The sequence below is a fragment of the Sphingomicrobium aestuariivivum genome (assembly GCF_024721585.1).
GTDB classification, from domain to species: Bacteria; Pseudomonadota; Alphaproteobacteria; order Sphingomonadales; family Sphingomonadaceae; genus Sphingomicrobium; species Sphingomicrobium aestuariivivum.
Genome location: NZ_CP102629.1, coordinates 102353 through 125135, shown reverse-complemented (window position 1 = coordinate 125135; position 22783 = coordinate 102353). Strand labels below are relative to the sequence as shown.

The following is a 22783-nucleotide window of genomic DNA, read 5'->3' as shown; positions in this document are numbered from 1 at the left end:
CCCTGTCTAGCCTTCCCCGTCCCCGTGTTCCAGCCTTCAGGCGCGCCCGATCAGCGCCTGCGCCATCGCGTCGGCGACGGCGGCCGGATCGCGACCGCTGTTGGCGGCCTCGTCCCAGATCTGCTCGAGGCGACCGGGGATGGCGTCGATGCGCTGGCGCACCAGTTCGGCCCCGCCGTCGGCGAGATATTCGGTCGACACGTTGATGATGCCGCCCGCGTTGATGACATAGTCGGGGGCATAGAGGATGTCGCGCGCCGCGAGGCGCTGGCCGTCGCCCGGGGTGGCGAGCTGGTTGTTGGCCGCGCCCGCGATGATCTGCGTGTTGAGCTTGCCGATGCTTTCCTCGGTGAGGATCGCGCCCAATGCGCAGGGGCTGACCACATCAGCCTCGACGAACAGGATGTCGGCGGGATCGACGATGGTCGCGCCGGTGTCGGCGGCAAGCGCCTCGACGCGCTCGACATTGACGTCGGCGATGGAGAGCTTCGCACCATCGTCGGCGAGGCGGCGCGCGAGATGGCTCGCGACGCTACCGGCGCCCTGAATGGCGACATGCACGCCCGACAGGTCGTCGCGGCCGAGCTTGCGCTTCACCGCGGCCTTGAGGCCGAGATAGACACCGCGCGCGGTGTGCGGCCCCGGGTCCCCGCCGACCTCGGCACCTTCCTCGACGGGAAGGCCCGCGACATGGTCGGTCTCGTGGCTGACGGTGATCATGTCCTCGACGGTGATGCCGACATCCTCGGCGGTGACATAATGGCCACCGAGACGGTTCACCGCACGGCCAAAGGCGGCAATCTGCGCCTGCGACTTGTTGCGCGCGCTGTCGGCGAGGATCACGGCCTTGCCGCCACCGAGCGGAAGACCCGCCATCGCATTCTTGTAGCTCATACCGCGCGACAGGCGGAGCACGTCGGAGAGCGCCTTTTCCTCGTCGGCATAATGCCAGAAACGGGTGCCGCCCGCGGCGGGACCGAGCGCGGTCGAATGAAGCGCGATGATCGCCTTGAGACCGCTCTGGCGGTCGGTGACGAAGTGCACCGCTTCATGATCGTCGAAATGGGGGTTGCCCCAGGGGGTGGTCATCGCCCGGCTCTGCCTCTCATCAGTGCAAGGGAAGAAAATGGGGCGATCGACGGGACTTGAACCCGCGACATCCGGTACCACAAACCGGTGCTCTAACCAACTGAGCTACGATCGCCACAAGGGTGCGCCCCTCCGGACGCGCCGACCCTTTAGGCAGGCTTGCCCGCGGATGCAAGCGCCTGTTTCACGTCCCCTTTTGATACGGGATTGAAATCTGTCGCGAGATCGTCATAAGGCCCCAATCCCGTAGTGCCGAACACTCACAGAATACGTATGTATTGGATCCGCAAGTTGTTGCGGTCGGTTATACACCTATATTATAGGCACTGTCGAAACGAAGTGAAGATTGGAAGGATGGCCGGTAATGGCAATGCGTAATGGCGACGGAATCGACCTGCTCGAAACGCTGACGAAGGCGGGTTTGTCGCAGAAAGCGGCCAAGGCGCTCGCGGGGATCCCGCATCGCATGATGGACGTCGAACCGCGTCGCCCGTTCCGCGAATCGGGTAGCCCGCGCGACGAGGTGATGTTCGTCACGCAGGGCCTGCTCTGCAAATTCAAGTCGGACGGAGCCGGCCGCCGCCAGATCGTCGGCCTCCGATTCCCCGGCGAAGGCATCCTCCCTGGCCCCGGCAGCCTTGACTATGGCATCCAGGCGATCGTCCGTTCGAAGGTGATGATCGGCAAGGAAAGCGATCTCGAGCCGGTGCTGAAGGCGCATCCCGAGATCACCGAATTCTTCTTCCGCCTCGTCCAGCGCGAAACCGCCATCAACTATGAATGGCTGGTCAATTGCGGCCGCCGCGACAGCACCGCGCGCGTCGCGCACCTGCTGCTCGAGACCGCTGCCCGCGCCAAGGCGAACCCCGAAGTGGACGGCATGCCCAACCCCTTCACCCAGCAGCAGATCGCCGACATCACCGGCCAGACCTCGGTCAACGTCAACCGCGTCTTCGCCGATCTGGAGCGCCAGGGCCTCATCCGCCGCGAAGGCCGCCGCATCTTCTTCGAAGAGCCGGGCGAACTGCGCCGCGTCGCCAGCTTCCACGCCGACTACCTCCAGTAGGACGGCGCGACAGCACCGAAAGAAAAGGCCCGGCGGTCCAGAAGGACCCCGGGCCTTTTCTTTGCCTGCACGGCACGCATGGCGCCTTCGGACACAACCCCCGAAAACAGGACGGGCGCCGCTTCCGGTGAGGAAGGGCGCCCGTCGCTTGTCGATCCGATGATGGTGGGCGCGGCAAGGATTGAACTTGCGACCCCACCCGTGTGAAGGGTGTGCTCTACCACTGAGCTACGCGCCCATCGCCGGTCGGTGGCGGGCGTTTAGGAAAGCCCGCCCGACCTGTCCAGCCCCTTCTTGAGGCTGGCCCGATATTTCTGCCAATTACTTCTGGACGGCGTCCTTGAGGACCTTGCCCGGACGGAATTTGGGCTGCTGGCTCGCCTTGATCTGCATCGGCTCGCCGGTGCGCGGGTTGCGGCCCGTCGAGGCCTTGCGCTCGGTGACCGAGAAATTGCCGAAACCGACGAGGCGTACTTCATCGCCGCGCTTCAAGGTCGAGGTGATCACTTCGAGCATGGTCTCCACCGCGCGGCTCGCGTCACTGCGATTCAGACCCGCCCGCTCGGCGACCTCCCCGATCAGCTCCTGCTTGTTCATGCGTATCGCCTCCCAACGTCGCGCCTGGCGTAAGGGAATCGCCGGCGCCGGTGAACAGAAGCAACCGTTAGACCCCCTCCGACAGCGACTGTCAAAGGGTGACCCGCGCTTTTTCGACAAAAAAGGGCGGATCACCCCAATTTAGATCAATGCCGGACGGCAGCTTCCTCGCCGCCCGTGGGCGGAACGAGCGGCTCGGTCGACAGTTCATCGGCATCGGACCATTCGATCGCGGTCATCTCCTGCGTCAGCGCATGGGCGAGCACCTCGTCGACATGGCCGACGGGCAGGATTTCGAGCGCGTCGCGGATGCTCTGCGGAATATCGACGAGATCCTTCTCGTTCTCCGCGGGGATGAGCACGGTCTTGATGCCACCGCGTAGCGCCGCGAGCAGCTTTTCCTTGAGGCCACCGATCGGCAGCACGCGGCCACGCAGGGTGACCTCGCCGGTCATGGCAACGTCGCGGCGCACGGGGATGCCGGTCAGCGTCGAGATCATCGCCGTGACCATGCCGACCCCCGCCGAGGGACCGTCCTTGGGGACCGCGCCTTCGGGAAGGTGGACGTGGATGTCCTTCCTGGCGAAGATCGAGGGCTTCACGCCGTAGCTGGGCGAGCGCGCCTTGACGAAGCTCATCGCCGCCTGGATCGACTCCTGCATCACTTCGCCAAGCTTGCCGGTGGTCTTGATCTGGCCCTTGCCGGGCACCGTGACCGCCTCGATGGTGAGCAGTTCGCCCCCCACTTCGGTCCAGGCCAGGCCGGTGACGGCACCGATCTGGTCCTCTTCCTCGCCAACGCCGTAGCGATATTTGCGCACGCCGAGATAGTCGGCGACATTGTCGGGAGTGAGCGTGACGCTTTCGTCCTTCTTCTCGAGGATGCGGCGCAGCGCCTTGCGGGCGACCTTGGCCAGTTCGCGCTCGAGCGTGCGGACGCCCGCCTCGCGCGTGTAATGGCGGATCATCGCGCGCAGGCCCTCGTCGGTAAAGGTCAGCTCCCCCTCCTTCACCCCGTGCTGCTCGAGCTGCTTGGGGATGAGGTGGCGCTTCGCAATCTCGACTTTTTCGTCCTCGGTATAGCCCTCGAGGCGGATGATCTCCATGCGGTCGAGCAGCGGCTGCGGCATGTCGAGGCTGTTCGCGGTGGTCACGAACATGACATCCGACAGGTCGTAGTCGATCTCGAGATAGTGATCGTTGAACTTGGCGTTCTGTTCGGGGTCGAGCACCTCGAGCAGCGCGCTAGCCGGATCGCCGCGGAAGTCCTGCCCGAGCTTGTCGATCTCGTCGAGGAGGAACAGCGGGTTGTTGGTACCCGCCTTCTTGAGGTTCGAGACGATCTTGCCCGGGAGCGAGCCGATATAGGTGCGGCGGTGGCCGCGAATCTCGGCCTCGTCACGCACGCCGCCCAGCGACTGGCGCACGAACTCGCGGCCCGTCGCCTTGGCGATCGAGCGGCCGAGCGAGGTCTTGCCCACGCCGGGCGGGCCGACGAGGCAGAGGATCGGGCCCTTCAGCTTGTTGGTGCGCGCCTGGACGGCGAGATATTCGATGATGCGGTCCTTGACCTTCTCGAGGCCGTAATGGTCCTCGTCGAGGACGCCCTGCGCTTCCTCGATGTCGCGCTTGAGGCGGCTCTTCTTGCCCCACGGCAGGGCGAGCAGCACATCGAGATAGTTGCGCGCGACGGTGGCCTCGGCGCTCATCGGCGCCATGGCTTTCAGCTTCTTGAGTTCGGCTTCGGCGCGCTGCTTGGCTTCCTTCGACAGGCGGGTCTTGCGGATCTTGGCCTGCAGTTCCTGCAGCTCGTCACCGCCCTCGTCGTCATCGCCGAGCTCGCGCTGGATCGCCTTCAACTGCTCGTTGAGATAATATTCGCGCTGGGTCTTCTCCATCTGCCGCTTCACGCGGCTGCGGATCTTCTTCTCGACCTGCAGGACGCCGAGTTCGCCCTCCATGAAGGCGAACACCATCTCGAGCCGCTTGACCGGGTCGAGTTCGGAGAGCAGCGCCTGCTTGTCCGACACCTTGACCGACAGCGCGGAGGCGACCGCGTCGGCAAGCACGTTGGCATCGTCGATCTCGGCGAGCTGGACCCCCATTTCGGCGGGCAGCTTCTTGTTGAGCTTGGCGTAATTCTCGAACTGGTCGAGCACCGAGCGCATCAACGCGCCGGCCTCGGGCCCGTCGACCGTTTCTTCCTCGATGATCTCCACTTCGGCGCGGGCATGGCCGCCCTCTTCCTCGTGGATCTTCACGAGGCGCGCGCGCTGGGCGCCCTCGACGAGCACGCGAACGGTACCGTCGGGCAACTTGAGGAGCTGCATGGCAGTGGCGATGACGCCGAGATCATACATCTGGTCGCGCGCGGGATCGTCCTCGGCGGGATCGAGCTGGGCGACGAGGAAAAGCTGCTTGTCCTCGGCCATGGCGGCCTCGAGGGCCGCGACCGATTTCTCGCGGCCGACGAACAGGGGAACGATGCGCTGCGGGAAGACGACGATGTCGCGCAGCGGGAGCATGGGAAGGGTACGAATGGTCATGTCCCCCATATGGGCGCGGGGGACGCGCTTCACAAGCGGTGCGGGCGACTTACATCAGCCCGGCAAAACGCTCCGGATAGGCGACAGCCAGTGCCGGCAGGCTGTTCTGCATCGCATGCACCATGAAGGGCATGAAAAGCCCCCAGGCGAGCGAGCGCTGCTTCCACACGACATAGAGGGTGGAGAAGATCAGGAAGGGCCACCAGATGACGAGCCCCCAGGCAGCCGCCTGCACGCTATGCGCGATGCCCCACCCGATGGCGGAGACGATGATCGCCCATGCCGGCGACAGGAAACGCAGGAGGATCGAGAGGAAGAACCCCATGATCAGCGTTTCCACGAAGGGCGCGAAGATGATGAGCGCGAACAGCGCCAGCCCGCCCGACAGGCCGGTGAAATCGGGACTCTCCGACTGGGGCGCGATGCTCTGGACGATCGCGGCCAGCATGAGCGAACCGAGGATCGTCGTCAGCCAGGCAAGGACGAGGGTCAGCCCGGGCCGCGTCGGGCGCGCGAGGAAGGGCGGCACGAGGGCCGGCAGACGGACGCCGTCACGAACGGCGGGCACGACCTCGTTCAACCCTTACGCTCCCTTACGCTGCGCTGTCGCCGGCGGCGCTGTCCTTGCCCTTCTTGGCATAGACGCGCACCGGCTCCTTGCGGCCTTCGACCACTTCGGCATCGATATGCACCTCGTCGACGCCTTCCATCGAGGGCAGGTCGAACATGGTATCGAGCAGCATGCCCTCGAGGATCGAACGCAGGCCGCGCGCACCGGTCTTGCGCTCGATCGCCTTCTTGGCGACGGCGAGCAGCGCATCATCGGTGAAGACGAGTTCGACATTCTCCATCTCGAACAGCTTGGCATATTGCTTGACGAGCGCGTTCTTGGGCTCCTTGAGGATCTTGACGAGCGCATCCTCGTCCAGGTCCTCGAGCGTCGCGATGACGGGCATGCGGCCGATGAATTCGGGGATGAGGCCGAACTTCATGAGATCCTCGGGCTCGGTATGCTTGAGCGTCTCGCCGACACGCTTTTCCTCGGGCGCGGCGACATGCGCGCCGAAACCGATCGACTTCTTCTGGAGACGGTCGCCAATGACCTTCTCGAGGCCCGCGAACGCACCGCCGCAGATGAACAGGATGTTGGTCGTGTCGACCTGCAGGAATTCCTGCTGCGGATGCTTGCGCCCGCCCTGCGGCGGCACGGAGGCGGTGGTACCTTCCATGAGCTTGAGGAGCGCCTGCTGCACGCCCTCGCCCGACACGTCGCGGGTGATCGAGGGATTGTCCGCCTTGCGGCTGATCTTGTCGATCTCGTCGATATAGACGATGCCGCGCTGCGCCTTCTCGACATTGTAGTCGGAAGCCTGGAGCAGCTTCAGGATGATGTTCTCGACGTCTTCGCCGACATAGCCCGCTTCGGTAAGCGTCGTGGCGTCGGCCATGGTGAAGGGCACGTCGAGGATGCGCGCCAGCGTCTGGGCGAGCAGCGTCTTGCCGCAGCCGGTCGGGCCGACGAGCAGGATGTTCGACTTGGCGAGTTCGACCTCGCCACTCGCCTTCGCGCCGTGGTTGAGGCGCTTGTAATGGTTGTGCACCGCGACCGAGAGCACGCGCTTGGCCTGCTTCTGGCCAATGACATAATCGTCGAGCACATCGTTGATCTCGGTCGGCGTCGGCACGCCGTCGCGCGTCTTGACGAGGCTCGACTTGGTTTCCTCGCGGATGATGTCGTTGCACAGCTCGACGCATTCGTCGCAGATGAAGACGGTCGGCCCGGCGATGAGCTTGCGCACCTCGTGCTGCGACTTACCGCAGAAGCTGCAGTAGAGCGTCGACTTGCCGTCAGTGCTGCCGCCGGAAAGCTTGGTCATCTTGGTATCTCGTCCTTCATTCGCGCCTGTTGCGAAGCTCTCATGCTAGGGCATATCATGCCACAGACAAGCGCAGAAAATCATTAACGCCCGCGCCGCGCGCATGGCTCCTTCTGTTCCGATATGGAGCGATCCGCGGGCCGCCGCAAGGGCGACCCTTGGCCAGCCTCCAAAAAAGCCGCCCGAAATCAGCAGCTTTGCAAATCCGCCTACTTATTCGAACCCACCCTGCAGGTAGATGCCGGTCAGCAGGACGACGTTGAGGAAAATCGCCAGCAGCAGTAGCCAGATGATCCGCGGTGGACCGTCATAGATGCGCTCGGCCGTGTTGACGGGGCCGTCATGGCGATGGTGCCGCTTGCCCTGCGTGTTGGGGATGATCACGCGGGTCGCGCTGCGCTCGACCTCGAGTTCGCGGTCATACGCCTTGCGCTTCGCCGGATTGGACAGAATCGAATAGGCCGCGTTGAGCTGGTAGGCGCGATCGGATCCCCCGCCGCTCACATCGGGATGACTGCTACGCATCTTCACATGATAGGCACTGCGGATCTCGGCGTGATCAGCATCCTCGGCCACCCCGAGCAGCGCATAGTGGCTCTGTTTCATCACCGTAACTTCTATCAAAAGATTGCCCCGGCGCACAGAGGCACCGGGGCAACAATTAACCGAAATTAAACAGGGCGCCAGCCCCACCCTTCAGCTTAGCTCGGGGTCACGTCGCCCGCGCCGGTGTCCTTGTCCTTGCCCGGTTCGGGACGCTTGTCGAAGACCTGGTCGATGATGCCGAATTCCTTGGCCTCGTCGGCTTCGAGGAAGCTGTCGCGGTCCATCGCCTTCTCGATCTTGTCGAGCGGCTGACCGGTATATTTGGCATAAAGGGAATTGAGGCGCGTGCGCATGCGAAGGATCTCGCGCGCCTGGATCTCGATGTCGGCCGCCATGCCGCGCGCGCCGCCCGAGGGCTGGTGCACCATGATGCGGCTGTTCGACAGCGCCACACGCATGCCCGGTTCGCCGGCGGCGAGCAGGAAGCTGCCCATCGAAGCGGCCTGGCCGATGCACACGGTCGAGACGCGCGGGCGGATGTACTGCATGGTGTCGTGGATCGCGAGACCCGCGGTTACCACCCCGCCCGGCGAGTTGATGTACATGTAGATGTCCTTCTTCGGATTTTCCGATTCAAGGAACAGGAGCTGCGCGGTGATGAGCGAGGCCATATTGTCCTCGATCGGGCCGGTCACGAAGATGATATTCTCGCGCAGGAGGCGCGAATAGATGTCGAAGCTGCGCTCGCCCCGGTTGGACTGTTCCACGACGACGGGAACGAGGGCGGAGGCAATGTCTTCGTGATCGATGCTCATGGGCAATCCTTCAGTTTCAGTCTCGACCCAACATCGTCATTCGGACGCGGCGATCAACCCTGATTGTCGTGAAAAGCGATCCGGCGGTCGGTCGTATTGGGTGCCGGCTGCGCGAGATAGGCGAGCCGGCGCATCTCGCGCCGCCCGCGGGTGATGGCGCTGATGTTGAGGCCGGCAAAAAAGATCATCGCGGCAAGGATGGTCATGCCGGTGACAAGGACGGCGGTCGGCAGGCGCGGCACCTGCCCCGTCTGGAAGAAGGTGACGAACAGCGGCACGGCGAGGATGATGGCGAGCAGCTGGATCGCCGCCGCGATACCGCCATAGAAGGCGCGCGGCTTCTCGACGCGGAACAGCGTGCCGATCATCTTGAGGATGCGGTAGCCGTCCGAATAGGTGTTGAGCTTGCTCTCCGAACCCTCGGGGCGCGCGAGATATTTGGTTGCCACCTCGCCCGTCGGCATGCGCAGCTCGAGCGCATGGACGCTCATCTCGGTCTCGGTCTCGAAACCCTCTGAGGAAGCGGGGAAGCTCTTGGCGTAACGGCGCGAGAAGGCGCGATAGCCCGAGAAAATGTCGGTGAAGCTGCGCCCGAACAGGCTGGCGAGCAGCGCGGTGAAGGCCTTGTTGCCGAGCACGTGGCCGCCGCGATAGGCCTCGGCATCCTCGTGGTGACGGGTGCCGACGACCATGTCGAGTTGCTCGTCCCACAGCATGCGCACCATCTCGGGCGCGGCATCGGGATCGTAGGTGAGGTCGCCATCGGCCATCAGGTAGATGTCGGCCTCGATGTCGGCGAACATGCGCCGCACGACATTGCCCTTGCCCTGCTGGGTCACGCTGCGGACGACCGCGCGATGTTCGCGCGCGATCTCGACCGTGCGGTCCTTCGAATTATTGTCGAAGACGTAGACGGTCGCGTCCGGAAGGACCTTGCGGAAACCCTCGATCGTGGCGCCGATCGCGGCTTCCTCATTATAGCAGGGCAGCAGCACGGCTACCCGCGGTGCTGCTGCCCCCGCCATGATGTTAGTCGGCCTTCTTCTTGGCCGGTGCCTTCTTGGCCGGTGCCTTCTTGGCCGGCGCCTTCTTGGCAGCCGGCTTGGCATCGTCCTTCTTGGCCGCGGCCTTCTTGGCCGGCGCCTTCTTGGCAGCCGGCTTCTTGTCGTCGGCCTTCTTGGCCGGAGCCTTCTTCTTGGGGGCCTTCGCCTTGGACTTTTCGGCCTCGAGGTCTTCCTCGCGCTCGAGATTTTCCTCGAGTTCCTCGCGGGTCACTTCGCGGTCGGTGATGTCCGCCTTGTCGAAGAGGAAGTCGACGACCTTCTCTTCATAGAGCGGCGCGCGCAGCTGGGCGGCGGCCATCGGGTTGTTGCGGATATATTCGAGGAACTGGGTCTGCTGCTCGGCCGGGTAACGCTGCGCGGCCTGGGCGATGAGACGGTTCATCTCGGGCTGGGTGATCTCGACACCGTTCTGCTGGCCGATTTCCGACAGCAGCAGGCCGAGACGGACGCGACGCTCGGCGATCGCCTTGTAGTCGTCGGCATCGGCCTCGATTTCCTTGAGCGCCTTCTCGGCATCTTCCTCATGGCTCGCTTCGTGGCGAAGCTGGTGCATGATGTTGTCATACTCGGCCTCGACCATGGTCGGCGGCACGGGGAAGTCGTGGCCCGCGGCGAGCTGGTCGAGCAGGCGGCGCTTCATGTGGGTACGCGTCAGGCCGTTGAGTTCCTGCTGCGCCTGGTCCTTGATGAGGCCCTTGAGCTGCTCGAGGTCCTTGAGGCCGAGCGCCTTGGCGAACTCGTCGTCGACCTTGGTCTCGTCCTCGACGCGGACCTTCTTGACAGTGACCGCGAACTGGGCGGGCTTACCCTTGAGGTTCTCGGCCGGATAATCCTCGGGGAAGGTCACCTCGACGGTGCGCTCGTCACCCGCCTTGGCGCCTTCGAGCTGGTCCTCGAAGCCCGGGATCAGGCGACCCGAACCCAGTTCGATTTCCATGTCCTCGGCGCTGCCGCCTTCGAACTTCTCGCCATCGACCGAACCGACGAAGTCCATGACGACGAGGTCGCCCTTGGCCGCCTTCTTGGTCTTGGCCGCGTCCTTCCAGCTTTTCTGGTTCTTGGCCAGTTCGCCGAGACGCTCGTCGATCACCTTGTCGCCGGCATCGACGGTCAGGCGCTCGAGCTTGATGTCGTCGATCGCGGGGGTCGGCACGTCGGGCAGCACTTCGAGCTTGACCGCGACCGTGGCATCCTTGCCATGTTCGTAGCCGTCACCGAGCTTCACGTCGGGCTGGATGGCGGGCTTGAGCTTCTCGTCGGCGATCAGCTTGTCGACGCCGCTGCGCACCGCTTCCTCGAGCGCCTGCGCCTGGAGCGCTTCGCCGTGCATCTTGCGAATGAGGTTGGGCGGGACCTTGCCGGGGCGGAAGCCGGGCATCTTGACCTGCGGCGCGACGCGCTTGATTTCGGCCTCGACCTTGGCCTCGATGTCCTTGGCCGGAATGGTCAGATCGTAGGCCCGCTTCAGGCCGTCATTTTCGGTTTCAACGGTCTTCATTTCAACAACTGGTCCCAATTCATTCGTATGATGGACATGATCCGCCGCTTGGATGGCGGGGATGGTGCGGGCGAAGGGACTCGAACCCCCACATCTTGCGATACCAGAACCTAAATCTGGCGCGTCTACCAATTCCGCCACGCCCGCGAGGCACATGCCCGAAGGTGCGCCGCGCTATAGCAAGATGAGCGCATGGGGCAAGCCATGCTCGGTGAAAAATCGGTCAGGCGGGGCAACCGGCGAGCAAAGCGTGGCGTTGATGCTGCACCATGGCCTCGCGACCCCCCCGCCCGCATCCGCCGGTCGATCCCGACCCCGAACCCGATTGCGGGATCGCGCCCGTGCCGCGCCTCGACCTGCCGCCGCCGCAGCCGGGCGAGCCCAAGAAGCCCCCGCCCCCCGATCCGGTAGGCGCGCCGCTCGCCTAGTCGGCGCAGCGCACACCGTGCACGCCGTCAAGGCACACACCGTCCAGTTCGGCATCGCCCAGCGACAGGCCGAGATGCGCTGCCACCGTCGGCAGGATATCGACCGTGCGTGCCGGATCCTGCCGCAAGAAGGCGGACGTGCCCGGGCGATAGAAGATGATCGGCACGCGGCGGTCATATTCATAAGGACTGCCGTGGGTCGCGATATAGGTGCCGACGGGATTGGGGATCGGCGTCAGATATTCCGTCGCAACGACATAAAGATCGCCCGAGCGGGCCGGATGATAGGTCGCGCGCACGCGCTGAAGGAGCGTCCAGTCAGTCGGATTACCCGTCGGGATCGGCTGCGCCATGATCTCGTCGCGCGTGAAGACGGCGCCGACCTGCCGATCCTCGCGATAGGCCGCGGCGAGACGCGCGATGGCGTCACCGCGGCGCGATGCCTCGATCTCGGGATTGATGTAAATGTCGCCCGGATAGCCGCCCGCCACCCAATTTTCCGGAAGGTCGAGCACCTCGGTGACCTTGGCACGGGCGCGGCGGTTGATGGTGCCGTCGACGCGCTCGGCCTCGATGCCCTGTAGCGCCAGGCGCTCGGGGATCGGCTGCCCGCCATGGTCGGCGGTGAGGACGACCGCATAGTCGAGCCCGCGCTGGTCGAGCAGCTTGAAGAAGCCGTCGAGATTGCGGTCGAGCGCGAACATCTGGAGGCACATCTCTCCCGACTGCGGCCCGTATTTGTGGCCGATATAGTCGGTCGCGGCGAGGCCGAGCGACACCACGTCGGGCGTGTCGTCGCGTCCCAGCTCCATGTCGTCGATGAGCGCCGCGCCGAGCGCGAGGACGGCGCCGTCCTGTGCCGGCGACATCATGAAGTCCATACGATCGCCCGGCGCCCAGCCGAGCGTGTCGTCGCCGATGGGGCCGCGTCCCTCGAGCACGACATCGGGCTTGGAGGCGCAATATTCGGGAACCTCCAGCCCCGCCGAGCCCTGCTCGATCATGCCGCGCAGCGTCAGCGTGGCGCTGGTCACGACATCGGGCGCGGGCGCGTCGAGGTCGGTCGACCAGCCATCTTCGCTCAGCCACCAGCGCTGGTCGGCGTCATGGCCGCCGAGCATGACCGCCGAACGGTCCTTGCCCGCGATGGCGATGTTGCGGCTGCGCGGATCGACGCGCTTCAGATAGGTGCCCAGCGTCGGGACGAGGAGGTGCTCGGGGCTGATGACATCGCGATCGCCCCATTCGCCGCGGCGCGCGACGTCCTCGGAGCAATAGACTTCATAGTCGCCGCCCGTGGAGAAGTCGTACCAGTCGTTGGCGACGATGCCGCTGCGCGCAGGGAAACTGCCGGTCAGGATGGTCGAGTGGCCGGGACAGGTCTCGGTCGCCGACTGGGCCTGATAGCCGTTGACGAAGGTCGTGCCCATCGTCGCGACGCGCTTCAGTCCGCCTGACATGCGCGGCAGATATTCGGTCATCAGCTGGCTCGACAGCTGATCGACCGAGATGACGACCAGCAGCTTGGGCGACCCCTCGGGCACCTCGATATCCGACGCGGGCGCGCTCGCCACTGGCTCGGGGGTCGCGGCACAGGCCGACAGCCCCGCCATCATGGTTGCTGCCAAGAGCGGGGCCGTCAGACGCATATGTTTCTCCTTAACCGTCAAGCTTGGCGCGCAGGATCTGGTTGACGACCTGCGGGTTCGCCTGGCCCTTCATCGCCTTCATCGTCTGGCCGACGAAGAAGCCGAACAGCGCCTGCTTGCCACCCTTATATTCCGCGACCTTGTCGGCATTGGCGGCGAGGACCTTGTCCACCTCCGCCTCGATGGCGCCGGTGTCGCTGGTCTGCTTCATGCCATGCTTCTCGACCACCTCGGCGGGGGTGCCGCCTTCGTCGAGATAGAGCTCCATGACTTCCTTGGCCTGCCCCTTCGAGATGTCGCCATCGTCGACCATCTTGAGGATGGCGGCGGAGGCCTCGGGGGTGTTGCGCTCGTCGGAGAAGTCCACCTCCTTGGCGTTGAGGATGCCCGGCAGCACGCTGTTGGCCCAGTTGGACGCAGCCTTGGCCTCGGCGCCCGCATCGAGCAGGCGGTCGAACCAGTTGGCGGTCTCGACTTCGGCGGTCAGCACCGCGGCATTGTAGGGCGTGATGCCGAGCTCCTCGTAGCGTTTCAGCTTGGCGTCGGGGAGTTCGGGCAGGCTCGCCCGGCACTCGGCGAGGAATTCATCGTCGAGTTCGAGCGGAAGCAGGTCGGGATCGGGGAAGTAGCGATAGTCATGCGCATCTTCCTTCGAGCGGAGCGGCCGGGTGATCCCCTTGGCGACGTCGAACAGGCGGGTTTCTTGGCTGACCCCCTCCCCGCTCTCCAGCGCCTTCACCTGACGCTTTGCCTCATGCTCGATGACCTGCATGACGAAGCGGACCGAGTTGACGTTCTTGGTCTCGGTACGGGTGCCAAGCTCTTCGCCCGGCAGGCGCACCGACACGTTGACGTCGGCGCGCATCGAGCCTTCTTCCATATTGCCGTCGCAACTGCCGACATAGCGCAGGATCGAGCGCAGCTTGCGCAAGTATGCGCCGGCCTCGGCGGGCGAGCGCATGTCGGGCTTGGACACGATCTCCATCAGCGCGACGCCGCAGCGGTTGAGATCCACGTAAGACATGGTCGGATGCTGGTCGTGCATCAGCTTGCCCGCATCCTGTTCGACATGAATGCGCTCGACACCGATGGTCTTGGTCGCATCGGGGTTCTTCTCGTCAGGGCTGACCTCGATTTCGCCCTCGCCCACCAGCGGGTGGTAGAGCTGCGAGATCTGGTAGCCTTGCGGAAGATCGGCGTAGAAGTAGTTCTTGCGATCAAAGCGCGACCATTTGTTGATCTGCGCGTCGATCGCCATGCCGGTACGCACCGCCTGGCGGATGCATTCCCTGTTGGGCACGGGCAGCATGCCGGGCATCGCCGCATCGACGAGGCTGACCTGCGTGTTGGGCTCGGCGCCGAAGGCGGTGGCCGCACCCGAAAACAGCTTGGCTTCGCTGGTGACCTGGGCATGGACCTCGAGGCCGATCACGACCTCATAGCTGCCCTTCTGGCCCTTTACTCGATAGTCGCTCACCACCACTTCCCCGGAAGCTTGATGCTCGGCGCGCGTTCCTCGATGGCGAGGCCGGCGTTGAGCACCGTCTGTTCGTCCATTTCATTGCCGATGAGGTGCAGGCCGAGCGGGAGCCCGTCCTTGTCCACCCCGCCGGGCACGCTCATCGCGGGCAGGCCGGCCAGCGAGGCGGGCACCGCGAAGACGTCATTGAGATACATGGCGATCGGATCGTCCGACTTCTCGCCCAGCCCGAAGGCCGCGCTCGGCGCCGTCGGGGTGAGGATCATGTCGCACTGCTCGAAGGCCTTGCGGAAATCTTCCTTGATCAGCGCACGCACGCGCTGCGCCTGCGTGAAATAGGCGTCGTAAAAGCCCGCGCTCAGCACATAGGTGCCGATCATGATGCGGCGCTTCACCTCGTCGCCGAAGCCTGCCGAGCGGGTGGCCTTGTACATGTCGTGAAGGCCACCGCCCTCGACCGTCTCGCGAAGGCCGTAGCGGACCCCGTCATAGCGGGCGAGGTTGGACGAGGCTTCGGCCGGCGCGATGATGTAATAGGTCGGCAGCGCATACTTGCTGTGCGGCAGCGAGATCTCGACCGGCTCGGCACCCGCCTCGCGCAGCCATTCGACGCCCTGCTCCCAGAGCTTGTTGATCTCCTCTGGGGTGCCGTCGATGCGATATTCCTTGGGAATACCGACGCGCTTGCCCTTGAGGTCGCTCGACAGGCTGGCTTCCCACTGCGGCACCGGCGCGTCGATCGAGGTCGAATCCTTGGGGTCGAAACCTGCCATCGCCTCGAGCATGATCGCGCAGTCGCGCACGTCGCGCGCCATCGGCCCCGCCTGGTCCAGCGAGGAGGCAAAGCTGACGATGCCCCAGCGCGAGCAGCGGCCGTAGGTCGGCTTGATCCCTGCGATGCCGGTGAAGGCGGCAGGCTGGCGAATGGAGCCGCCGGTGTCGGTGCCGGTGGCGCCCGGCGCGATGCGCGCGGCGACCGCGGCAGCCGAGCCGCCCGACGAACCGCCCGGAGTGATCGCGGCGTTCGAATTCTCGCGGCGCCACGGCGAGATGACATTGCCATGCGCGCAGGTCTCGTTCGACGAGCCCATGGCGAATTCGTCCATGTTGAGCTTGCCCAGCATGCCGGCGCCCGCCGCCTTGAGGTTGGCCGAGACCGTGCTCTCGTAAGGCGGCTTGAAGTTGCCGAGCATCTTCGAGCCCGCACTCGTCAGCACGCCTTCGGTCGCGAACAGGTCCTTCATGCCGAGCGGGATGCCCGACAGCGGCTTGAGGCTGTCCGAGGCCTTCGCCTCGTCGGCGGCCTTGGCGGCGCCGAGTGCCAGTTCGGGCGTCTTGACGAGATAGGCGTTGAGCGCATCCGCCGCGTCGACCGCTTCATTATAGCGGGTCGCAATGTCGGTCGCGGAAAAGTCGCCCTTGCGGAAACCATCGCGCAGCTGGGCGATGGTGAGGTCGAGAATGTCGCTCACTATTCGATCACCTTCGGGACGGCGAAGAAGCCGTGCTGGGCCTCGGGCGCATTGGACAGCACCTTGTCACGGATGTTGCCATCGGTGACGCCGTCCTCGCGCAGCCGCATCTGCTGGTCGACCACGGTGGCGAGCGGTTCGACGCCGCTGGTGTCGACCTCGCCCAGCTGTTCGACCCAGCCGAGGATGTTGTTGAGTTCGGGGAGCAGCGTTTCCGCCTGCTCGTCGGAAAGTTCTATGCGCGCCAGATTGGCGATATGGCGCACCTGTTCGATGGTGACAGACATGGGCGCTTCCCTAGCCGGACAGGGCACCGCCTTCAAGCGATGTTGCAGCGCGCCATCGCCATCGCTACCTGAGGGGCATGCTTGCCCGTATCTTCCTGTGGATCGTCGCCCTCCTCACCCTGCTCGTCGTGGCGGGATCCTTCATCTTCTTCCAATATGGCGACCGCATCCTTGCCGACCAGGCCATGCCCAAGGTCGAGTTCGTCGCGCCGCCCGAACAGGAAGAGTCGGTCTATGCCAGCCTGAATGCCTGGTGGGCGCGCCCCGACATGGAGGACAGCCTTGCCGACTGGCAGCCCGAGCCCTATCAGGGCGCCGCGCAGGTCGAGGTCGCTGCGGACGCAGCCGCCCTGCCCGCGCCTGCCGGGGCGATGACAGAAGAGCCCGCCGACCGCCCCGTCGCCGTCTTCTTCATCCACCCGACGACCTATCTCCTGACCGACCGCTGGAACGCCGACATGGAGCTGACCGGCATGGCGAAGACCCGTGCCGAACTGTTCGTGAAGAGCCAGGCCAGCGCCTTCAACAATATCGGCGAGGTTTGGGCACCGCGCTACCGGCAGGCGACCTTCGGCACCTTCCTGTCGCAATCGGACAATGCGAAAGCCGCGCTCGACGTCGCCTATGGCGATGTGGAGGATGCCTTTGCCGTCTTCCTCGAGGAAAATCCGGAAGGCCCCATCGTCGTCGCGGGACACAGCCAGGGCGGCCTGCATGCGCTCCGCCTCCTTGCCGGGCACAGGGCCGCGCTCGCGGATCGGCTCGTCGCCACCTATGTCGTCGGTTGGCCGGTCGATGCCGAGGCCGACCTTCCGGCCACCGGCCTTGCCGCCTGTACCGGCCCCGAGGAGGCCGCCTGCCTGATGAGCTGGCTCACCTTCGGCGATCCGCCCAACGCCAGCCTCGTGCTGCGCGACTGGCTCAAGGCCGACGGCTATGCGGGGATCGAACGCGACCGCGACCAGCTGGTATGCACCAACCCGCTGACCGGGGCTGAGGACCGCGAAGCGGTGCCCTCCGACAACCCCGGCCTGCTCGTGCCGGATGCCACGCTGTCGACCGCGCAGCTCTTGCCCGGGTCGGTCGGCGCGCGCTGCGAGCGCGGCCTGCTGCTCCTCAACGGCACGGTGCCCGAGCTCGGGCCCTACGTCCTTCCCGGCAACAACTATCACGTCTTCGACTATGCGCTCTTCTGGGGCGCCATTCGAGAGGATCTGGCGCGGCGTTACGACAGCTGGAACGGCTCGGACATGCCGGAGGACGGGGCCGCGTGATCACCAGCGACACCGCCGAATTCCTTGAATCCTGCCCGGGCGGAAAGCTTGCCGGCCTCGACGTCGGCACCAAGACCATCGGGCTTGCCACCTGCGATGCGGCATGGAGCTTTGCGGGGCCCGCCGAGACGATCCGCCGCACCAAGTTCCAGAAGGATTTCGCTGTCCTCACCGCCTTCGTCGAAAAGAATGCGATTGCCGGCCTCGTCGTCGGCCTGCCGCTCAACATGGACGGTAGCGACAGTCCGCGCACCCAGTCGACCCGCGCCTTTGCGAGGAACATCGACAGCCTCGGCCTGCCCATCCTCCTGTGGGACGAACGCTGGTCGACGCAGGCGGTCGAGCGGGCGATGATCCACGCCGACGTGAGCCGCGCCAAGCGCGCCGACAAGGTCGATGCGATGGCCGCCGCGCACATCCTCCAGGGCGCCATCGACGCGCTGGTCAACATCGCCCATCGCGACTAGGAGGCGGCCATGGACCTCATCCGCCCCAGCGACCTTTCCGACGACCAGCTCGACCACCTCCTGCGCGAGGCCGAGCATTGGCTCGAACATAATCGCGTTGCCGACAAGCGCGCCGACCGGCTGGCCGGGCGCAGCGTCGTCCTCGCCTTCTTCGAGAATTCGACCCGCACGCTATTGAGCTTCGACATGGCCGCGCAGCGCCTCGGCGCGATGGTCACGACCCTGCCCGCCGAGAAGTCGAGCGTCGCCAAGGGCGAGACGCTGATCGACACCGCGCTCACGGTGGATGCGATGCAGGCCGATGCGCTTGTCATGCGCCATCCCGAACCCGGCGCCCCCGACAGCGTCGCCGAGGTGATCCGTGCAGCCGTCGTCAATGCGGGCGACGGGACCGGCGAGCATCCCACGCAGGGGCTGCTCGACACCGCGACCATCCACCACCATTTCGGCCGTGTCGAAGGTCTCAAGGTCGCCATCTGCGGTGATATCCGCCACAGCCGCGTCGCCTCCTCGACCCACGCGCTGCTCGAACGCCTCGGTGCCAAGGTGGCCCTTGCGGGGCCGACCGCACTGATGCCCGAGGGGCATGACGGTCCCGACGGGATCGACGAGGCCGTCGCGGGCGCCGACGTCGTGATGATGCTGCGCATCCAGCGCGAGCGCCTGTCCGCCGACCTTGGCGACAAGCCGGGCGAATATCTCGAGCGCTACGGCCTGACCGAAGATCGGTTTAAGACTGCCGCGCCCGGCGCCGTGATCATGCATCCCGGCCCGATGAACCGCGGCGTCGAGATCACCGGCGAACTTGCCGACAGCGAACATTCGCTGATCACCGCGCAGGTCGAGATGGGGGTAGCCATGCGCATGGCCGTCCTCGACCTGTGCATCAACGGCAGCGACGACACCGCCTGAAAGGAGAACGGCCCCCGTTCCGAGGAACGAGGGCCGCTCATGCGGACACTGTCGTGTCTGGGTTCGCCTAGCGCGAGGCGAAACGGGTCGGCGCGTCGCCGGCCATCTTGCGGACGAAGCATTCGCCCTGCGAGGCCTTGACGTTGGCGCAGAACTCGCGCGCCGCCGCGTCGCTGGCAAAGCCGTGCGCGGCGAGACGGTAATAGGTCTTGCCGTCATGCTCGAAGCGGGCCGCCATCGGCTGGTAGGCGGTCAGCGGGTCGAACTTGGCGGTGGCCACGGCCCAGCCGCGCTGCAGGCTCGCGCGCTGCGAGTAGCTGCCGAGCTGGACGACCGAACGGCTCGCCTTTTCCGACGCGACGGCTTCCGAACGGATGCTGCGCACCGATTCGGTGAGGCGGGTGGTCTCGAGGCTGAGCGCCGGCTGCGGGGCGCTGGCGCGGGCATTACGGATGTTGCGCGACACTTCGGCGACCAGCGCCACGGGGGCGACCGGGTCGACGTCGAGCGCGGGACGTGCCTCGGCCTCGTCCGCGGCGGCCGCTTCGGCGGTCACGTCGACGAGTTCGATGTCACGCACGGGGATGTCGATATTGGCCGCCAGCACCATCGGTGCGGCTTCCGGCGCGATCGACGGCTCGATGGCGACGACCGGCTGCGGCGCCGCTTCGGCAACCGCGACCTCGACCGGCGCTTCGACCGGCGCGGCGGCGGGGGCCTGCGGCTGCGGCGCGAGATTGGCGTAGCGCGGCTGGTCGGCATCGCTGTTGAGCGCGAGGCGGACCGGCTGGCCCGGGTCGCTGTAGCTGGGCGTCACGCCGATGAGCGCTGCGACCTGCTGCGAGGGATGCTCGGGGCTGGCCATCTGCATCCAGCTGGCGAGGCGCGCCTCGAGCTGGTCGGCGGGAATGTCCTGCGCCGCGATGGTGCGGGCCGCTTCCCAATTGCCGTTCATCGCATGGACGAGCGCGAGGTTCTGGCGGGTGCGGGCGTCGGCCGCGGGGCTGCGCGCCGCATTCTCGAGGATCTCGATGGCGACCGACTTGCGGCCGGCCATCGCGACGGCGAGGCCGAGGTCGGCGGGATCGACATAGCCGCGCGCCTGCTCGAGCCCGGCAAGCGCCTGGCGGTTCTTGCCCTGCGCGATCTCGACCAGCGCCTTCTTCATGATGATCTTGGGCTGGGCAGGCATGAGCATGAGCGAGTCGCGATAGGCCGCTTCGGCCGAGGCGAAGCGCCCGTTGGCGAAGTAGATGTTCCCGAGCAGCGCACGGAAACCGGCATCGGTCGGCGTATTCTCGACGGCACGTTCGGCCAGCGCGATTGCCTCGACCTCATTGCCTTCGATGAGGGCAGCCTGCGCGCGGCTGGCGAGCCCGATATTGTCCTTGTCCACCTTGCCGGCGAAGCCGCCCATGCCGCCATCCGACATGCTGCAGGCGCCGAGCGCGGCTGCCATGGCAGCGAGCGCGATGGTGCGTCCGATGTTCTTCTTGCTCATGACCTACCCTTCCCTGGTTGATCGGTCCTTATTCGGTCTCCACGCCAGCCTGCGCGACCAGCTCGTCGAGCTCGGTCATCTCTCCCAGCAGGCGGTCGAGCGCCTCGGTCACCATCTTCTGCGCCGACTGGCCGGTAAGGGCACAGGCGAGACGCAGTTTGAGATGGCGCTCCCGATCGAGACGCAGCGTGAAGGCGGCCTTGTCCTTGGCACCGGCCTTGGCCTCGGCGACATCCATGTCGGACAGCGCATTGCAGTCGCTGTCGTCACTGTCGGCAAAGGCTTCGGCTTCGGCGGCGGGCTGCGGGTCGACGACCTGCATGTCCGCACCAAGGACGAGTTCCTCTTCTTCGGCGGCTTCCTCTTCATAGACCGGCTGCGGAGCCGGACGCGACAGGAAGGCGGCGAAACGGTTGTTGACGGTGGGATCGAAGTCGTCGCCCGCCGTTTCCTCGGCGGTCGCTTCTTCCTCGAGACCGAAGATATCTTCTTCGTCCTCGCCCTCGTCACCGGCATCGTAGCTGTCGGCACCCGACAGGCCCTGCGCGATGTCGGGGGTGTAGGCTTCTTCACCCTCTTCCTCGTCGCCCCATGCCCCGCCTTCGCTCTTCTGCTGGGCCGTGAGCGGCGCGAGATCGGCGACGGTGCGCATCAGCTTGGGCGCCTCGCCTTCTTCCTCGGCAGCAACCTCTTCGGCCGGTGCATCGAACGCGGTTGGTTCCGCGGCGGGGGCCGAACGGGCAGCGAAGGTGCTCTGCGAAACGGGCGGCGTGTCGAAGACGGTCGGGCGCGAGGCCGGAGTCTCGGCGACGGCGTCTTCCTCTTCGACCTCGGCGGCCGGGATCGGCGCGCTGAAGGCGTCGGCCTTCTTGGCTTCGCTGCGGTGGCCCGCGAAGACGTTGGGCGAATCGCCCTCGGCTTCGGGATCCCACAGTTCCGCGGTCGAATCGTCAAGATCAGCACCGTCGTCGGCGTAATCGCCCATGTCCTCGTCACCCTCGCCATATTCGGCGGCGAGCTTGGCCTGGTGGTCGTGGACCACCGGCTGCGACGGGGTCAGGCCCGACAGCGGGTTGCGGTTGATATGTTCGACCGACGCGCCTTCCTCGCTCGAGGGGGCGGCGGGGGCTTCGAAGCCCATGTCGTTCCAGCCGAGGTCATCGAGACCGCCGGGGCCGACCTGGCCGAAATTCTGGCGGCGCATCGCCGGACGGGCCGAACCCTTGCGGGCAAGCAGGCCTCCGGAGAGCGACGCGAATGCCTTTGGTGCATTCATCGTGATCGCTCCTCTCCTTGCGCTCTAGCCGACGACCCGGCGACCGAAGCCACCGACCGGACGCGGCGCGGCGGGCTGGCCGCCCTGCGCCGGAGCGGCGCCACCCACGTTGGGGGCGGCGAAGACGGTACGGCGGAAGTTCTTTTCGAGACGGTCCGCGACATAGGACCACAGCTCGGTGATCTCCTGTGCCGAGCGGCCCTCGGGGTCGATTTCCATGACGGTACGGCCGTCGATCATCGAGGCGGCGAAGTCGGTGCGGTGATGGACCGTGACCGGCGCGACCGTGCCATGCTGCGACAGCGCGACCGCCGCTTCATAGGTGATCTTGGCCTTCGGGGTCGCGGCGTTCACCACGAAGATGGCGGGTTTGCCGGCGCGGTCGCACAGGTCGACGGTGGCGCCGACGGCGCGAAGATCGTGCGGGCTCGGGCGGGTCGGGATGATGACCAGCTCGGCCACCGCGATGACCGACTGGATCGCCATGGTGATCGCGGGCGGGGTGTCAATCACCGCCAGCTTGAAGCCCTGCTGGCGCAGCACTTCGAGGTCCGAGGCGAGACGGGCGACGGTGGTCTGCGCGAAGGCAGGCATCTCGTCTTCACGTTCGTTCCACCAGTCGGCAAGCGAGCCCTGCGGATCGATGTCGATAAGACAGACCGGACCGTGTCCGGCCCGCTGGGCCTGAACAGCCAGGTGGCCCGAAACGGTGGTCTTCCCCGAGCCACCCTTCTGCGATGCCATAGCCAGAACGCGCATTATTTTCCCCTCGCCGGAATTGGACGAATGTTTCGTGTTCCTGCCAATTGGCCTGAAGGGCACTAAAATCTGGTTAACGCTTTGTGGGTGTTGTGCGCCCGCTTGCATCGGGCCGACATTGTGGCACTGTGCGGCCGAGCACTTAGTGACGTCATATCAAACGGATATGGTAGCGAAATG

At 65.6% G+C, this 22783-nt stretch carries 21 protein-coding genes and 3 tRNA genes; 5 read left to right on the top strand and 19 right to left on the bottom strand.

The window, feature by feature from the left end:
• Positions 1–36: 36 nt before the first annotated feature.
• Both NUW81_RS00565 and NUW81_RS00560 read right to left on the bottom strand, forming a co-directional pair.
• Positions 37–1089 carry a Glu/Leu/Phe/Val family dehydrogenase gene (locus NUW81_RS00565; protein WP_245109226.1) on the bottom strand — a complete coding sequence of 351 codons (1053 nt, stop codon included), beginning with the start codon at positions 1087–1089 and terminating at the stop codon, positions 37–39.
• 38 nt (positions 1090–1127) lie between these two features.
• Positions 1128–1204, bottom strand: a tRNA-His gene (locus tag NUW81_RS00560).
• Between the two features lie 249 nt (positions 1205–1453).
• Between NUW81_RS00560 and NUW81_RS00555 the strand changes: the two genes are divergently transcribed.
• Complete coding sequence (locus NUW81_RS00555) at positions 1454–2155, top strand: Crp/Fnr family transcriptional regulator (protein ID WP_245109224.1); 702 nt, start codon at positions 1454–1456, stop codon at positions 2153–2155.
• Positions 2156–2318: 163 nt separating this feature from the next.
• On the opposite strand, the gene NUW81_RS00550 is transcribed toward NUW81_RS00555, so the two are convergent.
• The 10 genes from NUW81_RS00550 to NUW81_RS00505 all read right to left on the bottom strand — a co-directional run bounded on the left by NUW81_RS00550 (position 2319) and on the right by NUW81_RS00505 (position 11245).
• Positions 2319–2393, bottom strand: a tRNA-Val gene (locus NUW81_RS00550).
• Positions 2394–2476: 83 nt separating this feature from the next.
• The gene (locus tag NUW81_RS00545; RefSeq protein WP_245109222.1) at positions 2477–2752 is read right to left on the bottom strand and encodes an HU family DNA-binding protein; all 276 of its coding nucleotides are present in this window, start codon (positions 2750–2752) and stop codon (positions 2477–2479) included.
• 146 nt (positions 2753–2898) lie between these two features.
• Complete coding sequence (gene lon, locus NUW81_RS00540; protein ID WP_245109221.1) at positions 2899–5298, bottom strand: endopeptidase La; 2400 nt, start codon at positions 5296–5298, stop codon at positions 2899–2901.
• Between the two features lie 49 nt (positions 5299–5347).
• The gene (locus NUW81_RS00535; RefSeq protein WP_245109219.1) at positions 5348–5878 is read right to left on the bottom strand and encodes a CPBP family intramembrane glutamic endopeptidase; all 531 of its coding nucleotides are present in this window, start codon (positions 5876–5878) and stop codon (positions 5348–5350) included.
• Between the two features lie 13 nt (positions 5879–5891).
• Positions 5892–7175 carry an ATP-dependent Clp protease ATP-binding subunit ClpX gene (gene clpX / locus NUW81_RS00530; protein WP_245109217.1) on the bottom strand — a complete coding sequence of 428 codons (1284 nt, stop codon included), beginning with the start codon at positions 7173–7175 and terminating at the stop codon, positions 5892–5894.
• Between the two features lie 213 nt (positions 7176–7388).
• Positions 7389–7781 carry a J domain-containing protein gene (locus tag NUW81_RS00525; protein ID WP_245109215.1) on the bottom strand — a complete coding sequence of 131 codons (393 nt, stop codon included), beginning with the start codon at positions 7779–7781 and terminating at the stop codon, positions 7389–7391.
• Positions 7782–7876: 95 nt separating this feature from the next.
• Positions 7877–8536, bottom strand: a complete 660-nt coding sequence (locus NUW81_RS00520) for an ATP-dependent Clp protease proteolytic subunit (RefSeq protein WP_245109213.1) — start codon at positions 8534–8536, stop codon at positions 7877–7879.
• 53 nt (positions 8537–8589) lie between these two features.
• The gene (locus tag NUW81_RS00515; RefSeq protein WP_245109210.1) at positions 8590–9561 is read right to left on the bottom strand and encodes a glycosyltransferase; all 972 of its coding nucleotides are present in this window, start codon (positions 9559–9561) and stop codon (positions 8590–8592) included.
• 4 nt (positions 9562–9565) lie between these two features.
• Positions 9566–11098 carry a trigger factor gene (gene tig, locus NUW81_RS00510; RefSeq protein ID WP_245109207.1) on the bottom strand — a complete coding sequence of 511 codons (1533 nt, stop codon included), beginning with the start codon at positions 11096–11098 and terminating at the stop codon, positions 9566–9568.
• A gap of 62 nt (positions 11099–11160) precedes the next feature.
• Positions 11161–11245, bottom strand: a tRNA-Leu gene (locus NUW81_RS00505).
• Positions 11246–11367: 122 nt separating this feature from the next.
• On the opposite strand from NUW81_RS00505, the gene NUW81_RS00500 reads away from it, so the two are divergent.
• Positions 11368–11526: a hypothetical protein gene (locus NUW81_RS00500; RefSeq protein WP_245109205.1), complete on the top strand. Its 159-nt coding sequence runs from the start codon at positions 11368–11370 to the stop codon at positions 11524–11526.
• Here the strand turns inward: NUW81_RS00500 and NUW81_RS00495 are convergent.
• From NUW81_RS00495 to gatC, 4 genes are read right to left on the bottom strand one after another with little or no spacing between them, the layout of a single operon-like run.
• Positions 11523–13175, bottom strand: a complete 1653-nt coding sequence (locus NUW81_RS00495) for an alkaline phosphatase family protein (protein WP_245109203.1) — start codon at positions 13173–13175, stop codon at positions 11523–11525. The genes NUW81_RS00500 and NUW81_RS00495 overlap by 4 nt on opposite strands.
• A 10-nt stretch (positions 13176–13185) precedes the next feature.
• A complete protein-coding gene (gene gatB, locus NUW81_RS00490; RefSeq protein WP_245109200.1) occupies positions 13186–14652 on the bottom strand; it encodes an Asp-tRNA(Asn)/Glu-tRNA(Gln) amidotransferase subunit GatB in 1467 nt (488 codons plus the stop codon).
• Positions 14649–16127 carry an Asp-tRNA(Asn)/Glu-tRNA(Gln) amidotransferase subunit GatA gene (gene gatA / locus NUW81_RS00485; RefSeq protein ID WP_245109198.1) on the bottom strand — a complete coding sequence of 493 codons (1479 nt, stop codon included), beginning with the start codon at positions 16125–16127 and terminating at the stop codon, positions 14649–14651. The genes gatB and gatA overlap by 4 nt, the downstream gene beginning before the upstream one ends.
• Positions 16127–16414 carry an Asp-tRNA(Asn)/Glu-tRNA(Gln) amidotransferase subunit GatC gene (gene gatC / locus NUW81_RS00480; protein WP_245109194.1) on the bottom strand — a complete coding sequence of 96 codons (288 nt, stop codon included), beginning with the start codon at positions 16412–16414 and terminating at the stop codon, positions 16127–16129. Before gatC ends, gatA begins: the two co-directional genes overlap by 1 nt.
• A gap of 77 nt (positions 16415–16491) precedes the next feature.
• Here gatC and NUW81_RS00475 point away from each other — a divergent pair, with 77 nt between their 5' ends.
• The 3 genes from NUW81_RS00475 to NUW81_RS00465 are packed head-to-tail and all read left to right on the top strand — an operon-like array spanning position 16492 to position 19067.
• Positions 16492–17688: a DUF3089 domain-containing protein gene (locus NUW81_RS00475; RefSeq protein WP_245109192.1), complete on the top strand. Its 1197-nt coding sequence runs from the start codon at positions 16492–16494 to the stop codon at positions 17686–17688.
• Entirely contained in the window at positions 17685–18155 is a 471-nt protein-coding gene (ruvX, locus tag NUW81_RS00470) for a Holliday junction resolvase RuvX (protein ID WP_245109190.1), read from the top strand. Before NUW81_RS00475 ends, ruvX begins: the two co-directional genes overlap by 4 nt.
• A 9-nt stretch (positions 18156–18164) precedes the next feature.
• Positions 18165–19067, top strand: coding sequence for an aspartate carbamoyltransferase catalytic subunit (locus NUW81_RS00465; RefSeq protein ID WP_245109188.1), 903 nt, complete (start codon positions 18165–18167; stop codon positions 19065–19067).
• Positions 19068–19134: 67 nt separating this feature from the next.
• Here NUW81_RS00465 and NUW81_RS00460 read toward each other — a convergent pair whose 3' ends face one another.
• The 3 genes from NUW81_RS00460 to NUW81_RS00450 are packed head-to-tail and all read right to left on the bottom strand — an operon-like array spanning position 19135 to position 22603.
• Positions 19135–20568: an SPOR domain-containing protein gene (locus tag NUW81_RS00460; protein ID WP_245109186.1), complete on the bottom strand. Its 1434-nt coding sequence runs from the start codon at positions 20566–20568 to the stop codon at positions 19135–19137.
• A gap of 28 nt (positions 20569–20596) precedes the next feature.
• Positions 20597–21844 (bottom strand): hypothetical protein, encoded by a 1248-nt coding sequence (locus tag NUW81_RS00455; RefSeq protein WP_245113804.1) that lies wholly within the window; start codon positions 21842–21844, stop codon positions 20597–20599.
• A 24-nt stretch (positions 21845–21868) separates the two neighbouring features.
• Entirely contained in the window at positions 21869–22603 is a 735-nt protein-coding gene (locus NUW81_RS00450) for an AAA family ATPase (RefSeq protein ID WP_245109184.1), read from the bottom strand.
• Positions 22604–22783: the final 180 nt, after the last annotated feature.

Bases quoted from the DNA above. Each gene is read 5' to 3' on its own strand.
- NUW81_RS00565 (WP_245109226.1), bottom strand. From the start codon at position 1,089: ATGACCACCCCCTGGGGCAACCCCCATTTCGACGATCATGAAGCGGTG.
- NUW81_RS00555 (WP_245109224.1), top strand. From the start codon at position 1,454: ATGGCAATGCGTAATGGCGACGGAATCGACCTGCTCGAAACGCTGACG.
- NUW81_RS00545 (WP_245109222.1), bottom strand. From the start codon at position 2,752: ATGAACAAGCAGGAGCTGATCGGGGAGGTCGCCGAGCGGGCGGGTCTG.
- lon (WP_245109221.1), bottom strand. From the start codon at position 5,298: ATGACCATTCGTACCCTTCCCATGCTCCCGCTGCGCGACATCGTCGTC.
- clpX (WP_245109217.1), bottom strand. From the start codon at position 7,175: ATGACCAAGCTTTCCGGCGGCAGCACTGACGGCAAGTCGACGCTCTAC.
- NUW81_RS00525 (WP_245109215.1), bottom strand. From the start codon at position 7,781: ATGAAACAGAGCCACTATGCGCTGCTCGGGGTGGCCGAGGATGCTGAT.
- NUW81_RS00520 (WP_245109213.1), bottom strand. From the start codon at position 8,536: ATGAGCATCGATCACGAAGACATTGCCTCCGCCCTCGTTCCCGTCGTC.
- NUW81_RS00515 (WP_245109210.1), bottom strand. From the start codon at position 9,561: ATGGCGGGGGCAGCAGCACCGCGGGTAGCCGTGCTGCTGCCCTGCTAT.
- tig (WP_245109207.1), bottom strand. From the start codon at position 11,098: ATGAAGACCGTTGAAACCGAAAATGACGGCCTGAAGCGGGCCTACGAT.
- NUW81_RS00500 (WP_245109205.1), top strand. From the start codon at position 11,368: ATGGCCTCGCGACCCCCCCGCCCGCATCCGCCGGTCGATCCCGACCCC.
- NUW81_RS00495 (WP_245109203.1), bottom strand. From the start codon at position 13,175: ATGCGTCTGACGGCCCCGCTCTTGGCAGCAACCATGATGGCGGGGCTG.
- gatC (WP_245109194.1), bottom strand. From the start codon at position 16,414: ATGTCTGTCACCATCGAACAGGTGCGCCATATCGCCAATCTGGCGCGC.
- NUW81_RS00475 (WP_245109192.1), top strand. From the start codon at position 16,492: ATGCTTGCCCGTATCTTCCTGTGGATCGTCGCCCTCCTCACCCTGCTC.
- NUW81_RS00465 (WP_245109188.1), top strand. From the start codon at position 18,165: ATGGACCTCATCCGCCCCAGCGACCTTTCCGACGACCAGCTCGACCAC.
- NUW81_RS00460 (WP_245109186.1), bottom strand. From the start codon at position 20,568: ATGAGCAAGAAGAACATCGGACGCACCATCGCGCTCGCTGCCATGGCA.
- NUW81_RS00455 (WP_245113804.1), bottom strand. From the start codon at position 21,844: ATGAATGCACCAAAGGCATTCGCGTCGCTCTCCGGAGGCCTGCTTGCC.
- NUW81_RS00450 (WP_245109184.1), bottom strand. From the start codon at position 22,603: ATGCGCGTTCTGGCTATGGCATCGCAGAAGGGTGGCTCGGGGAAGACC.